Raw genomic sequence first — 15,432 nt, forward strand, 5'->3', positions numbered from 1 at the left:
TGTATTTTTTCGATCAATCAAGCTTTGGTTACAATATTCTTATACTTTTGCTCGCTCCCGGTTGTTTTTTCTTTTCAATCGGGATGCTATAACGCAGAAACAACTCATGGCTTCCATTACTAACCTTCGTCAATGCCGATGTGGAAAGGTCGTATGAATAGCCTGCGTCGATATTCCTGATTTTAACTCCCAACAAAAATACAAAACCTTCGTCTTTCCTCCAAGATATTCCTCCGTTGAACGTCTTATTATATTCCACCTTTGCCGTAACGTCTACCTGATAGGTGACTGCATCGGTCTTAAAAAAGGCAGAAGGCTGCAATTCTATTAACGGATTTCCCAACGCAATATTGTATCCCCCCATCAAATAATATGTGCGGGCAATATAGCCGGAATGGTTATCGTCGAGTTCGAAAACCGGATCCCACAAGTGGGTAGCAGAAAGGCCTACATAGTATTTGGGAGTTATCCACGCTACCCCCAATCCGGCATCTATAGTCTTATCGCCGCCGCCTGTAGGCTTAGCCGGGTCGTTGGGATCGTGGTAGTCACTATCGGGAATATGTATCTCCGAGGCATTGAAGTCTATATTCATCAGCCCTGCTTGCAAGCCTATATGCAGGTACTTATTGTTCTTGAATTTGAATTTGTAGGCATACTGCCCCATTGTATAGGTATTGGAAAACAGCCCTACTTTTTCATTTGTCACTATCATCCCTACGCCATGTTCTTTTCCCAGAAATTTCATAGGCATATTAAATGACACAACCGACGTATTGGGTGCATTTTCCATCCCTACCCATTGGCGGCGGTGAAGCATGGTGCTTTCTATATTATTGGTTTCGGCGATGAATGCGGGGTTGTAGAAATTCTTCATCCTCCAGTACTGGCTTATCTGTGGATCCCATTGTCCATAGACGGCAGCAGAACTGAAGGTACAGAGTAATATAATGAGTGTTTTTATATATCTAACTTTCATTCAATCAACAGAGTCAATCGCTGTGCAAAGTAACGACAATTTATTTAGAGTCTGCTTAAATTTTGCAGCAAATATTAAACAGGCTTTTAATAAAGAACGGCTTATAGCTTTGCAAATTGTGTAGTTATGTCGATTTTGAGAGTTTTTTCAACGCTTCCGATTTACCTCTCTTTCTAACTGTTCCTTAATGGAGAGGAAATCGGCATCACCTTGTTTCATAGAGGTAAAAGCAACAAAAAAGCAGGCTTGGAATTGCCTGCTTTTTTTAATATTGCTTTATTGTTTTATTCGATTCTCCAGATTAAAGTGGTTTTAAACTTATAAGTTGGTAAATAAACACCTCCTAAGTCGCTCGACTGTATATAGAATAATATCTTCTTTGGATTTAACGATAACTCAAATCCGATATTTTCCGTATAAATCTCCCCATCTTCATAATAAGTTTGAAGATATGGTAGTACCTTTTGTTTAAGCACTCCTCCTTCCTGAACATATATATATCCTAGAACAGCTCCATCATTAAATACATCCGCATCTAATTCTTTAAAAGCAAATTCATACTCATAGCGTTCTTTAACCTCATTAAAATCCCAGGCATCAGCTTCTACTGTAAAATCTACAGAATGCGTATCAGCACCGGTCCAATAATGTTCTTCCGTAATGTCATCGCCACATCCCGCAAACGAAAACCCGGCTACTGCAATAAACGACACTAATAAAAACTTACATAATCTTGTTTTCATGATAATATTTAATTTAAATTATTTAAAAAGATCAGTCATTTAACTATATGACAAGATAGCGGGCATTTGGTTTAACCGGCAATAATATTTATGATGGAATTCAACGCCTTTTCTCCCGATACTTCTGAAAGATTTACCCAATTGATTTCTTCATCCCGCTTAAACCATGTCATTTGTTTGCGGGAATAAATACGCGTATTCTGCTTTATTTTTTCGATGGCAAAATCGAACGGCCACTCACCATCAAGATATTTGAAAAGCTCCTTATAACCCACTGTATTCAGCGAATTAAGATGGCGTTGCGGGTAAAATGTGCGGGCTTCGTCCAACAAGCCGCCTCTAATCATTTCGTCTACGCGCTTGTTTATCCTGTTGTAAAGTTCTTCGCGCTCGCGTTTAAGTCCAATTTTAATTACCTGAAAAGGACGGGGCTTTTTTGTTCTGGTACGAAATGAAGAATAAGGCTTGCCCGTCATCAGGCATACCTCAAGAGCATGTATTACACGTTTATAATTTTTCAGATCTACCTCGTTGTAGAAATCAGGATCGAGCACTTTCAGTTGCGCCCTGATAGGTTCTAAGCCCTCTTCTTCGTACAACTTATACACCTCATTTCGTAGGTTGTCGTCTATCGTAGGTATCTCGTCTATCCCATTGCAAAGGGCATCTATATATAGCATAGAACCACCCGATGCTATTACCACATCGCCCGTCTTGTGTTGCTCTGTTATTATTCTCTGTGCATCCTGTTCAAATTCGCTGGCGCTGTAGTAATCCGCAACGTCGAGCATACCCACCAGAAAATGAGGAACTCTTTCTTTCTGTTCGCGGGTAGGAGCAGCAGTCCCTACTTCGAGCCCTCTGAAAAACTGGCGCGAATCGGCTGATACAATTGCCGATTTATAATATTCTGCAAGGTTTATGCTCAACTCCGTCTTACCTACACCGGTAGGGCCAAGCAGCATAATAAGCTTTTTCATCAATACTCGCCTTCTTCGGGAGCAGCCATATTGTCAAGCCCGTCGAAACCTTCTGCGTCCAGTTCGTCTTCATCGTAGCTTTCGTCGCCATAGAAGTTCTCTCCCAGGTCGAAGCTATCGGAAGAACTAGATATGGTATCGAAATCTACAAACTGGGTAGGTGCCTCTCCTGTTGATTTTGTACAAACAGCTTCGTCGAGGTCTTTTCCTGTAATTATCTCGCGTAGTTCCATAAAAAAGGCACGTTCGGTAAGGTAATCGAACACATACATAAGCTTTTGCCTTTCGTCTTCCAGAAAATCATTCAGTGTAGAAGCTTCCATTGTATAAGAATCCTCTTCCGAGCTAGTATCCATTTCTACTAACGTGATCTCTTTTTCTTTTTCCCAGTTGTCGTCGCAAAGGAAAAAGGAAGTCATTTCACCCTCCTTGTAGCCTACCGATTTTATTATGGCTTTGTGCAAATCGAAGAATGTTGCGTCTGCATCTATCTGAATCTCACGCTTGAAGTCGTCTACTTCATCCGATAATAGTAAAAAACGAAATATCATCTCTTATTTCCTTATTTATATTTTGTTTTCAAATGTAGCAATTTTTTCAGAAAGTGCATATATAGCCGGATATTTTCGTTGTCTTGACATTGGAATCGTGTTGACTTTTATTAACCGCAGAGTAAAGGCTAGTCTGTTTAGTTCCCGATTGCTTCGTAATTCAGGATGACAGGGAGGATACTAGCTGAACTATGCTACCTTTATCACGTTATTTAAGAATCAACTGTACTTAAAAATGTTAAAATAAAAAAATATTGTAACCTTTTTTATTCTTTTGCGACATATATGTATAGTAAAGAACGAAACTGTATTACAACAGTATCTTTACACAAAATCTAGGAACTCAGTAAATGTACCAAAACGACGGAAAACGTGATAAGAATCAACAACCTCAACAAATCGTACTATAATGGCCCTAACCCGCTTCATGTATTGAAAGGAATCAATCTGGATATTAAGAAAGGGGAGCTGGTATCCATTATGGGTGCTTCCGGGTCGGGTAAATCTACATTGTTGAATATCTTGGGAATACTCGACAATTATGATACCGGAGAATACTATCTCGACGATGTACTTATAAAGAAACCCAGCGAAACTTATGCTGCCGAATTGAGGAACAAGAAAATAGGGTTTATATTCCAGTCATTCAACCTCATCTCGTTCAAAAATGCGCTGGAGAACGTTGCCCTCCCACTCTATTACCAAGGCGTAAAGCGCAAAAAGAGAAACGCTCTCGCACTCGAATACCTTGGCAAGATGGGGCTGGCAAGCCATGCCGGACATATGCCCAACGAACTTTCGGGAGGACAAAAGCAGCGCGTAGCCATAGCCCGTGCCTTGATTGCACAACCTCAAATCATACTCGCCGACGAGCCTACTGGCGCACTCGACAGTAAGACCTCGAAAGAAGTGATGGAACTGCTCAGGGAGATAAATGCCAAAGACGGCATAACGATGCTCATCGTAACCCACGAGCAAGCCGTAGCCAATGCTACCGACAGGGTAATACATATAAAAGACGGAGTAATAGGCTCGATTGAGGTAAATAAGAATCCAGTAATAGAAATGTAATTCAACAAGAAACTATGTTTGATTTCGACTCGCTTCGCGAAATACTTTCTACCATAAGCAAAAACAAGCTGCGAACCTTCCTCACCGGAGTAGCTGTGGCATGGGGTATCTTCATGCTCATTATACTATTGGGGGCAGGAAACGGGCTAAAGAACGGTGTAACAGCCAATTTCTCGCACCGCGCAAAAAACTCGGTGACACTATGGCCGGGATGGACTTCTATGCCTTACAATGGTATGCCTTCCAACAGGAATATAAAATTCGACTATAAGGATTATGACCTGATAAGGAACCGTATTCCCGAAGTAGAATATGTATCGGTACGTGTAAGCCAGACAGCAACCGTAGCATACGAAAAAGAATATGGTTCGTGGAGCCTCAACGGCGTTACCGAAGAAGCTGCTTACATCAATAATATAGAGGTAAAAGACGGTGAAGGACGTTTTCTGAACAGGATGGATGTACAGAACCGTCGCAAGGTAGTCGTTATCAGCCCCGACATGAAAAAAGTGCTATTCAAGGATCAGGATCCTATCGGCAAATATGTAATTGCTGACAACACCATAGCCTACCAGGTAATAGGCGTGTATGACGATTCCAACAATTTCAGCAACAATCCGCCGGCTTATATCCCCTTTACTACAGCACAGATGCTATATAATAAGGGTTGGGGATTCCGCAATATGGATTTTACAGTAAAAGGGCTGGACACCAATGAGAAGAATGAGAAATTTATAGAACGCCTTCGCGAACAAATGGCTAAGCTTCACAACTTCGACCCTAAAGACCGTTCTGCCCTCTATATAAGGAATACGGCGCAGGATATGCTCGAAGCCGAAAGTATATTTTTCATTATCACCGTATTTATTATTGTTATCGGGATAGCATCCCTTCTTGCCGGAATAGTAGGCGTGGGCAATATCATGCTGATTACCGTAAAAGAAAGGACGCGCGAAATAGGAATACGCAAAGCGTTGGGAGCATCACCATTTTCGGTGCTAAAACTTATCATATTAGAATCTATATTGATAACCTCCATTGCCGGCTATCTGGGACTGGTGGCAGGAGTAGTGATAACAGAAGCCATAAGCAATATGATTGCTGCCTCAGGCGGCGGTTCTGATGGGCCTTCTATTTTCAAAGACCCTACTGTCGACCTGCCCACTGTAGTAATAGCAACCCTTGCCCTGATAATAGCAGGTACAGTAGCCGGGCTGATCCCCGCCTTGAAAGCCACAAGGGTAAGCCCGATAGAAGCGATGAGAGCCGAATAAAAAACGAATTAAAAAAGACACAATGTTTGACTTAGATAATTGGCAGGAAATATGGGCGACCATCACCCGGAACAAGTTCCGTAGTGTACTTACCGGACTGGGTGTATCGTGGGGTATCTTTATGCTCATCGTCCTCATCGGACTGGGTAACTCCTTTGAAGGAGGAATGCTGAAGAACGTCAGCGGGTTTGCATCCAATTCGTGCTTCTTCTTCACCGACCGCACTGGCGAAGCTCATAAAGGATACCGCAAGGGGAGATCGTGGAATATGAACAACCGCGACCTGACCCTCATCAGGGAAAAAGCACGTTCGGTAGAATTGATATCCCCTGTACTCTTCGGCAATAGTGGCGACAAGAATGTAGTACACGGGCCGAAATCGGGTTCGTACGGAACCAGAGGTGTTTATCCCGCCCACTTCCTTATAGAGCAACAGCATGTATTGGCAGGACGCCTGTTCAACGACCTCGATATAGAAAACTTCAGGAAAGTATGCGTCATTGGAAAAGAAGTATACGAAACGCTTTTCCAGCCCGGCGAAGCCCCCGTAGGGCAATATATACGTGTAAACGGCATCTACTTTCAGGTAATAGGCGTAATCTTACCCAAATCGCAGGCCTCTATCGGGGGAGATGTGGAGTCTACGGTATTTATTCCGTTCTCTACAATGCAAAGAGCATTCAACCAAGGAGATATTATACACTTCCTTGCCTGCACCATCAAAAACGGATATACGGGAGAGATGGTAGAAGACGAAGTGAAAACAATAGTAAAAGCGGCGCACGACATTGCCCCCAACGACGATAAAGCTATGCGGAGTTTCAACATAGAAAAAGAATTTAAGATATTCAGCTATCTTTTCATCGGGCTCAATTTCCTTGTCTGGTTTGTAGGCGGCGGCGCTCTACTGTCGGGAATTATAGGCATCAGTAACATCATGCTCGTAACAGTGAAGGAGCGCACACGCGAAATCGGCGTAAGGCGGGCACTAGGTGCAAAACCGACAGTGATATTGAACCAGATATTGAACGAGAGTCTTGTATTAACCGTCATTGCAGGACTGATAGGCTTCTTCGGAGGCATCCTTCTTATAGAAGTAATTTCTGTAGCCATGAGCCAGAATGCCGGAGAAGATACGATGCTTATACCACCTTTCGTATCATTCTGGACAGCGATAAAAGCACTTATAGTATTGATTGTAGCAGGGGTTTTATCCGGAATAATGCCGGCATTGCGCGCACTTAGCGTAAAGGCTATAGATGCTATCAGGGAAGAATAAACATATAAAGAACAAATAAAAAATTATATAATATGAAAAAAGCACTTAGGATCATACTGTTGGCAATCTTAGCGATTATATTTATAGGTACGCTTGTTTTCCTTTTTAAGAAATCTCAACCAAAGAAACAAGTGTATGAAATAGTCACAGTAGAAGAAGGAACTGTGGAAAATACAACTGTGGCTACAGGAAAAGTTTCTCCCCGCGACGAAATCCTGATAAAACCTCAGATATCGGGAATCGTTTCGGAAGTATTGAAAGAAGCCGGCGATTATGTAAAGGTGGGCGATATTATAGCCACCGTAAAAGTTGTGCCCGATGTTTCGCAACTCAACTCTGCCGAATCGCGCGTTACATTGGCACAAATCAGTCTGACGCAAATAAAAGCCGAATATAACCGGCAGAAAGAGTTGTTCGACAAAGGCGTTATAGCCAAAGACGAGATGGACAAATCGGAAGCCGAATACAAAAAGGCACAAGAAGAGTTGCAAAATGCCAAAGACAACCTCGATATAGTAAAGACAGGTATCTCGAAGAAAACCGCCCAATACAGCAACACGCAGATACGTTCTACCATAACAGGGATGATACTCGATGTGCCTATCAAGGCGGGGAACTCTGTTATCCAAGCCAATACATTCAACGATGGTACTACCATAGCCACTGTTGCCAATATGAACGATATGATATTCATCGGAAAAATAGATGAAACAGAAGTTGGACGCGTACATACAGGCATGCCGATAAAGCTATCGGTTGGTGCAATAGAAGGACAAAAATTCGATGCCACTCTCGAATACATTGCCCCTAAAGGAGTAGAAGAAAACGGTGCTATCCTCTTCGAGATCAAAGCTGCCGCCAGAATCCCCGACACTGTTGTTGTAAGAGCCGGATATAGCGCCAATGCAGAAATCGTTGTGGCTAAAGCAGAGAAAGTAATGTTTATCCCCGAAAGCACCCTTACATTCAGCAATGATTCCACATTCATCCAGCTTCTGACCGATACCACAGACAACAAACAGGAGTTTGAGAAAAAACACATCCAGATAGGTTTGTCCGACGGAATAAAAGTAGAAGTAAAAAGCGGGCTGAAATTGGGTGATAAGATAAGAGGGAACGAAATATCAGACAAGCAAAACTTAAACGCTAAGAAATAAAAACAGCATAATATGAGAAAATATATAATATATGCTTCCGTACTCCTTCTGAGCCTGCCTTCAATGGCTCAGAAGAAGTGGACGCTCAGAGAATGTGTCGACTACGCCGTAGAAAACAATATAGAACTACAACAGCAGGCATTGAATGTAAAGAATGCCGAAATAGATCTGAGCACAAGTAAAAACAGCCGCTTACCCAATCTGAATGCCAGCGTAGACCAGTCTTTCGGTTTCGGACGTAGTATGAACTATGCCACAAATACCTACGAATCGAGAAATGCTGCGGGAACTAACTTTTCGGTTTCCACCTCCCTGCCCTTATTCACCGGATTCCGTATCAGCAACGAAATAAAGAGAGACGAATTTAACCTGCTAGCTGCCACCGAAGGCCTCAGCAAAGCCAGGGAAAACCTCGAATTGCAGGTCGTATCCCTATTTCTTGAAGTGTTATTCAAAAAGGAAATACTAAAAGCATACCAAGATCAGCTAACCCTTAGCAACCAGCAAGTAGAACGCACTCAGATATTAGTACAATCGGGTAAAGTCCCGGCCTCTCAGCTATACGACATCAAAGCACAATCGGCTAAAGATGAACTGAATGTCACCATGTCGAAAAATGACCTGGATCTTGCCTTGCTCAATTTGTCGCAGTCGCTAAACCTGCCCCAACAAGACAACTTTGATGTCATAGAGCCGACTATGGAGAATCCTATCGACAACAACATATCAAGCATCATACCTCCCGACCAGGTTTACCAAAGGGCACTTGGCATCAAGCCTCAGATAAAAGAAGCCCAATACAAAGTAGAGAGCAGTAAGAAAACACTAAAAGTTGCCCAATCGGGATACTGGCCTAAACTGGACTTTTCGGCTGGTTACAGAACATCCTACAATAAAGTCTTTGGAGAATCGGCTCCCGGTTTTTTCCGCCAGTTGAACAACGAAGGAGGCGAATCTATCGGCTTAAGCCTGTCCATCCCTATCTTCAACCGTTTCCAGACACGCAACCAGGTAAGGGCTGCACGCCTCAGCATCGAAAACCAGGAACTAGCTTTAGACAATATAAAACTAGCCCTATACAAAGAAATTCAACAGGCATACCAAAGCGCAACATCGGCTCAGGCAAAATTCAACTCCACTGAGAAAGCATTAGAAGCCTCGCAAGAAGCCTTTAAATATGCGCAAGAACGCTACGATGTAGGCAAATCCACCGTTTTCGAACTGAACGAAGCCCAGACCAAACTACTCACCAGCAGGTCGGAGCAAATACAAGCCAAATACGACTTTATATTCAGGGCTAAGATTCTGGATTTCTATCAAGGTAAAGAAATAGACCTAAGATAATTTTCAAGTTTAGTGAACACTACCACCCTGTAAGAAGCCCTGTATCCAAAAGAAATACAGGGCTTTTACTATTTGACAATAGCTTCGGGCAAGATTAGCCAATATAAAAGATTTATATTATCTTTGTATCCTTAATTAAAAGACTTTTTTCTACTTAACATTACTTGAGATAAATGAAAATAGCTATTGTTGGTACAGGTTATGTAGGTTTGGTTACAGGAACCTGCTTTGCAGAAATGGGAACTGATGTCTATTGTGTAGACATAGACCAAAAGAAGATTGAGAACCTGAAAAATGGTATCATACCGATATTCGAACCGGGACTGGACGAAATGGTAGAACGGAACTACAAGGCCGGACGCCTTCATTTCACAACAGACCTTAGCTCCATCCTCAACGACGTGAACATCGTATTTTCGGCAGTAGGAACTCCTCCCGACGAAGATGGTAGTGCCGACCTCAAGTATGTTTTAGACGTTGCCCGTACAGTAGGTAAAAACCTGAACAAATACATGGTTATCGTCACCAAAAGTACAGTTCCCGTAGGCACAGCCCGTCTGGTAAAAAAGGCAATACAGGAAGAATTGGACAAAAGGGGGAAATCCGATATCAAATTCGATGTGGCCTCTAATCCTGAGTTCCTAAAAGAAGGAGCTGCCATCACCGACTTCATGCAGCCCGACCGCGTTGTAGTAGGCGTAGAATCGGAAGAAGCAAAGCTATTGATGGAGAAACTATACAAACCTTTCACCCTCAACAATTACCGCATCATATACACCGACATACCATCGGCCGAAATGACCAAATATGCAGCCAATGCCATGCTGGCTACGCGTATCAGCTTTATGAACGACATAGCCAACCTCTGCGAAATAGTAGGAGCAGATGTGAACATGGTGCGCAAGGGCATAGGAGCAGACGCACGCATAGGTTCTAAGTTCCTGTATGCAGGATGCGGATACGGAGGTAGTTGCTTCCCTAAAGATGTGAAAGCATTGATAAAGACCGCAAAGAACCTCGGACACGATATGCAGATACTCGAAGCTGTGGAAAGGGTAAACGATAAACAAAAGCATATACTCTTCGACAAGCTTATGAAATACTACAATGGCGACATCAAAGGCAAGACCATCGCTGTATGGGGACTGGCTTTCAAGCCTAAAACCGACGATATGCGCGAAGCTCCTTCACTGGTATTGATCGACCAGATTATCAAAGCCGGCGGTAAAGTCAGAGCCTACGACCCCGTTGCTATGAACGAAGCACAACATCATCTGGGCGACTCTATCATCTATGCAAAAGACATTTACGATGCTACGCTGGATGCCGATGCGATCTTAATGGTAACCGAATGGAACGAGTTCCGCCTGCCTACATGGGAAGTAATCAAGAAAACGATGAATAGGCCCGTAGTATTCGATGGCAGAAATATCTATAACAAACAGGAAATGGAAGAAAACGGTTTCGACTACTTCGGAATCGGCATACAGTAATTCTTTCCGGCAACAATATACAGGCTGCATAAAAGTTTATATCTTTGTGCAGCTTGTTTTATTTAAAATAGACCGAATGATAAAAGTAGAAGGTATAACCAAAAGCTTCGGCTCGCTCAGAGTCCTTAAAGGCATCGACCTTGAAGTAAGAAAAGGGGAAATAATATCCATAGTGGGTGCCAGTGGTGCCGGCAAGACCACCCTTTTGCAAATCATCGGTACACTCGATAAAGCCGATAGCGGAAGCATACTGATAAACGGCATAAATGTAAACAAGCTCAACGACTCGAAGCTATCAGACTTCAGGAACAAGAACATCGGATTCGTATTCCAGTTTCATCAGCTATTGCCTGAATTTACTGCGCTGGAGAACGTCATGATTCCTGCCCTGATAGGAAAGACAAAAGAATCGCAGGCCAAAACCAGAGCGAAAGAACTGTTGGATATGCTCGGCTTATCCGACCGTATAGAGCATAAGCCCAATGAATTGTCGGGTGGCGAAAAACAGCGCGTAGCTGTAGCCAGGGCATTGATAAACAACCCGGCTGTAATACTCGCCGATGAGCCTTCGGGCAGCCTCGACACCGAGAATAAAGAGGAACTGCACCAACTCTTCTTCAAGCTAAGGGATACCCTTGGACAGACCTTCGTTATCGTGACCCACGACGAAAACCTCGCCTCCATCACCGACCGCACCATACATATGCGCGACGGAATGATTGTTGACAACATGCCTTTACTGCAAACAAATGAGCCAGCCATCAGATAAAAGACTCTACCAGATTGCACTGACCAAGATAGCAGGAGTCGGTGATATTATCGGGCGCAACCTCCTGCAAGTGATGGGAGGCGACGCCGAGGCTATTTTCAAGGCAAACAGGAAAACCCTTATAAACAAAGGCATACCGGCGCGCATAGCCGACGAAATCCTAAAGAAAGAGGTTCTCCTCAATGCAGAAAAAGAGCTAAACTTTATCGACAAGAATAAACTATCCTTCTATTTCATAGCCGACGATGCCTACCCTACACGGCTCAAAGAGTGTTCCGATGCTCCGCTTGCGCTGTACTTCAAAGGCAATGTAGACTTCAACAATGAGAAAGTGATAAGCATTGTCGGCACCCGCCAGTCCACAGCGTATGGCAATAAGTTCTGCGACACATTCCTGGAAGAAATCTCGTCTTCGCTGCCCGGCACACTTATCATCAGCGGGCTGGCATATGGCATAGATATAAATGCGCACAGGGCGGCATTGAAACATGGCCTGCCGACTATAGGGGTTCTCGCCCACGGGCTTGATATCATCTACCCCGCGCAGCACAGGCAAACCGCTGTCGAGATGCTGGCAAACGGCGGACTGCTGACCGAATTCCCCAGTACTACCCAGCCCGACCGCTTCAACTTCGTTCGCCGTAACAGGATTGTGGCCGGTATGGCTGATGCCATTATCGTAGTAGAATCGGACGAAAAAGGCGGATCGCTCATTACAGCGGATTTCGCTAACTCATATTGCAAAGATGTCTTCGCCACTCCGGGCAAGACTACCGACAAATATTCGAAAGGCTGCAACAAACTGATTGCCTCGCACAAGGCCGACCTGTTTCTCTCCACCTCCTATTTCCTCCAGCAAATGGGATGGGACAAAGCTTCTGCCAAACAGAAGAAGGCTCCACGCCAACAAGACTTATTTTTAGTACTCACCGAAGAGGAGCAAAAGATAGTTGATACACTCTCTAAAACAGAATCGTTGCATATCGACCAATTGGCACGCGAGTTAGGTATTCCTACCTATACTTTGTTTTCCACACTGCTCGAAATGGAAATGAAAGGCATAATCAAAAACCTACCCGGCAATTTATTCTGCCTGAGTTGATGCCCCGTTATATATACAGCTTTTTCAGGTTGGCCATCCTCCACAAATTGAGAAAAGCAACTTTGGTAATTTCCGTTACCTTATTGTAATTGATTTTATCCGCTTGGTCGCCCGGCCTGTGGTAGTCAGGATGCAAATCGGTAAAATAGAATATATAAGGTACATCCTTTTCGGAAAAAGGCATATGGTCGCTACCACCGAAACCCTGTTCGGTCTTAAATTCAGGAGCCAGATTCAGGTGATGCACTGCAATATCCTCGGTTATCCATTCTTTCAGAACCGGAGCTCCCTCGGTATAATACGCTATTACATGATTGAACGCTGTAGCATCCTTGTCGCGTCCTATCATATCGCAATTGATATATGCCTTGATAACCTGTGGAAACATTCGCGGTATCGGCACGTTGTCAAAGTGGTCGTTGACGAAATGGTAAGATCCTACCAAACCAATTTCTTCTGCATCCCAAAAACCAAAAACTACGGTACGTTCCGGTTTCTGGCCGGAAGCAATAAAAGCCTCGGCAATCTGCAATACAGCCGAAACGCCCGACGCATTATCGTCTGCACCATTATTTATACTGTCATTCAGGTTGTTGGGAGAGGTAATGCCTATATGGTCGTAATGCGCGCCGATAATAACTACTTCATCGGTATTCTTTCCCGGAATGCAACCAACCACATTGCGCATTTCGCGCCCGGCATACGGTTCACGTCTCGATTTAGCCCACGCATCTGCACCATGCATAGGGTCAAAATTCTGGAAATATTTTCCTTTCCACGGTTTTACTCCCATTTCCTGCAACCTATCCTTGATGTACTCGGAGGCTAATTTTGCGCCCTGTTTACCGCTTTCGCGCCCTTCGAGGCTGTCGCTTGCCAAGTAACCGATATAGAGTTCGGCTTTTTGCTTGGTTATAGAAGACAAGCCTTTTTCTAAAGGGGTTTGAGAAAAAGAGCAGACAGGAATAATCAGTAGAAACAGAACGATAATTCTATGCAGCATAACTATTTAATGTTTTAATTTATAAGTTTAGTATAAACGTATCTATTGCAAATTATCAACTAAATATAAGACTTAAATAACAAATTGCAGCAAAAGTAACAGCAGCTATTTTCCTAAAATAAGTTATTCATCTAATAATCAATTCTTTTTTTGTTAAAAAGTAACACATGTAACACTTTTTCGCTTGTTTTTTAATACTGTTACCTTTTTCGTATAACAACCTTATTACCTATATAATAATAGATAAAATTATAGGAATAAAATCACATTTAGGTGTTACTTTTTTCTTTGAATATGAAAATAATTGATTTTAATGGAGCCCCAAAAGCATATTGGCAATGATGATACAAAGCACAATTAACGTAATCGCCACATACATATAATCTTTTTCGATAAGGAAAGCCAATACCGAAAAGGCTACCCGTAGAATTGGCGTTGCTATCAACACACATACACCCAACTGTATAATCGCCGCCCCGTCGAATGCTAAAATCCGGGGAATGATGGTAGATAGTTCACGCAGGTAATATTCTGTACCGGGAAAAGGCATTCCGTCCGGTGTCGGTTTATAGTGTTCCATCGAAACTCCATGATTCTGAAAAAGGTAAACCACCCCGCCAAACAAAGTAATACCACAGGCCAGCATCACGCCATAGCGCAGAAGCTTACCTACCAGGAGTTCCATATCCCTTTCTGTCCAGAATTGCCGTGAGAATATATTCATATCTTTACAGTTTACCCGTCAAACCATTATATATCATAGATATTGCCAAAACAAAAATGACTACACTAAACAACAGGCGAAGTTTTTTCACATTGGTTTTCGGCAATATCCTGGAACCGAAAAAAGCACCTATCAGCACCCCTACTACAATCGGCATAGCCAATCCGGGGTCGATATACCCGCGCTGTAGATATACAACTGCACTGGCTGCGGCCGTTACCCCAACCATGAAGTTGCTGGTGGTAGTAGACACTTTAAACGGAATTTTCATAGCCGTGTCCATCGCCAGTACTTTCAGTGCGCCTGAGCCAATACCCAGCAAGCCCGAAAGCACTCCTGCCAATGTCATCAGAGAATAACCGCCCACAACGTTGTGTACATTATATTTTTCTATTTTGCCATCCTTTGTAGGGTACGAACCGTTGAGTTTCAACACAACTCCCAATTTATCGCCCGGTGCTGAAAAGTCTATATCGTCTTCTTTCTTCATCACCGACCTCACTGCCGAGAATATAAGTACCACACCAAAAATAAGTGCAATATACATCTTGTCGAGATACATAGCCACTATTGCCCCAATCACTGCACCCGTAGTAGTAGCTATTTCGAGGAACATACCGATACGCATATTGGTTATACCTTCCTTGATATACGCTGCCGCCGCACCCGACGAGGTGGCTATCGAGGTTACTAATGCCGCTCCTATGGCATAACGCATATCTACCCCAAAACCCAGCGTGAGCAGGGGTATAACAATAACCCCTCCGCCAAGGCCTGTAAGCGAACCTATCAGCCCGGCAAAGCATGCTCCGAAAAATAAAATCAGTGAAAAAAGCTCAATATTCAAATCCATTTCAATGTTGTTGGTCGAAAAACTATACAAAGATAATAACCTATAAATATGGAAATTGTTTATTTATGGGAAAAATGGCTGAAATAACGAAAAAGATTTGCTATAAAAAT

15 protein-coding genes are annotated in these 15,432 nt (G+C 43.1%); 8 read left to right on the top strand and 7 right to left on the bottom strand.

The window, feature by feature from the left end; genetic code table 11:
* Positions 1-28: 28 nt before the first annotated feature.
* The 4 genes from D0T57_RS08440 to D0T57_RS08455 form a co-directional block, all read right to left on the bottom strand.
* Positions 29-979, bottom strand: a complete 951-nt coding sequence (locus tag D0T57_RS08440) for a type IX secretion system membrane protein PorP/SprF (protein WP_163272806.1) — start codon at positions 977-979, stop codon at positions 29-31.
* A 284-nt stretch (positions 980-1,263) separates the two neighbouring features.
* On the bottom strand, positions 1,264-1,722 hold the full coding sequence (locus D0T57_RS08445) for a hypothetical protein (protein WP_163272748.1): 459 nt from the start codon (positions 1,720-1,722) through the stop codon (positions 1,264-1,266).
* A 71-nt stretch (positions 1,723-1,793) separates the two neighbouring features.
* Positions 1,794-2,702, bottom strand: coding sequence for a tRNA (adenosine(37)-N6)-dimethylallyltransferase MiaA (gene miaA / locus D0T57_RS08450; protein WP_163272808.1), 909 nt, complete (start codon positions 2,700-2,702; stop codon positions 1,794-1,796).
* Positions 2,702-3,253 (bottom strand): plasmid pRiA4b ORF-3 family protein, encoded by a 552-nt coding sequence (locus D0T57_RS08455; protein ID WP_163272810.1) that lies wholly within the window; start codon positions 3,251-3,253, stop codon positions 2,702-2,704. The genes miaA and D0T57_RS08455 overlap by 1 nt, the downstream gene beginning before the upstream one ends.
* Before the next feature lie 372 nt (positions 3,254-3,625).
* Between D0T57_RS08455 and D0T57_RS08460 the strand changes: the two genes are divergently transcribed.
* The 8 genes from D0T57_RS08460 to dprA all read left to right on the top strand — a co-directional run bounded on the left by D0T57_RS08460 (position 3,626) and on the right by dprA (position 12,742).
* Positions 3,626-4,324: an ABC transporter ATP-binding protein gene (locus D0T57_RS08460; protein ID WP_163272812.1), complete on the top strand. Its 699-nt coding sequence runs from the start codon at positions 3,626-3,628 to the stop codon at positions 4,322-4,324.
* A gap of 14 nt (positions 4,325-4,338) precedes the next feature.
* On the top strand, positions 4,339-5,598 hold the full coding sequence (locus D0T57_RS08465; RefSeq protein WP_163272814.1) for an ABC transporter permease: 1,260 nt from the start codon (positions 4,339-4,341) through the stop codon (positions 5,596-5,598).
* A gap of 22 nt (positions 5,599-5,620) precedes the next feature.
* Entirely contained in the window at positions 5,621-6,877 is a 1,257-nt protein-coding gene (locus tag D0T57_RS08470) for an ABC transporter permease (protein ID WP_163272816.1), read from the top strand.
* Between the two features lie 32 nt (positions 6,878-6,909).
* Positions 6,910-8,034: an efflux RND transporter periplasmic adaptor subunit gene (locus tag D0T57_RS08475; protein WP_163272818.1), complete on the top strand. Its 1,125-nt coding sequence runs from the start codon at positions 6,910-6,912 to the stop codon at positions 8,032-8,034.
* A gap of 12 nt (positions 8,035-8,046) precedes the next feature.
* Positions 8,047-9,378, top strand: coding sequence for a TolC family protein (locus D0T57_RS08480; RefSeq protein ID WP_163272820.1), 1,332 nt, complete (start codon positions 8,047-8,049; stop codon positions 9,376-9,378).
* 173 nt (positions 9,379-9,551) lie between these two features.
* Positions 9,552-10,871, top strand: a complete 1,320-nt coding sequence (locus D0T57_RS08485; RefSeq protein WP_163272821.1) for a UDP-glucose/GDP-mannose dehydrogenase family protein — start codon at positions 9,552-9,554, stop codon at positions 10,869-10,871.
* Positions 10,872-10,947: 76 nt separating this feature from the next.
* Positions 10,948-11,640, top strand: coding sequence for an ABC transporter ATP-binding protein (locus tag D0T57_RS08490; protein ID WP_163272881.1), 693 nt, complete (start codon positions 10,948-10,950; stop codon positions 11,638-11,640).
* A complete protein-coding gene (gene dprA, locus D0T57_RS08495; protein ID WP_163272824.1) occupies positions 11,621-12,742 on the top strand; it encodes a DNA-processing protein DprA in 1,122 nt (373 codons plus the stop codon). Before D0T57_RS08490 ends, dprA begins: the two co-directional genes overlap by 20 nt.
* Positions 12,743-12,749: 7 nt before the next feature.
* Here the strand turns inward: dprA and D0T57_RS08500 are convergent, their stop codons facing one another.
* From D0T57_RS08500 to D0T57_RS08510, 3 genes are all read right to left on the bottom strand, one after another.
* A complete protein-coding gene (locus D0T57_RS08500; RefSeq protein ID WP_163272826.1) occupies positions 12,750-13,745 on the bottom strand; it encodes a M20/M25/M40 family metallo-hydrolase in 996 nt (331 codons plus the stop codon).
* A gap of 310 nt (positions 13,746-14,055) precedes the next feature.
* Positions 14,056-14,469 (bottom strand): DUF1634 domain-containing protein, encoded by a 414-nt coding sequence (locus D0T57_RS08505; RefSeq protein WP_163272828.1) that lies wholly within the window; start codon positions 14,467-14,469, stop codon positions 14,056-14,058.
* 4 nt (positions 14,470-14,473) lie between these two features.
* Positions 14,474-15,322, bottom strand: a complete 849-nt coding sequence (locus D0T57_RS08510) for a sulfite exporter TauE/SafE family protein (protein WP_163272830.1) — start codon at positions 15,320-15,322, stop codon at positions 14,474-14,476.
* Positions 15,323-15,432 lie beyond the last annotated feature (110 nt).

It is taken from the genome of Dysgonomonas sp. 511 (assembly GCF_010501105.1).
Lineage (GTDB): Bacteria > Bacteroidota > Bacteroidia > Bacteroidales > Dysgonomonadaceae > Dysgonomonas.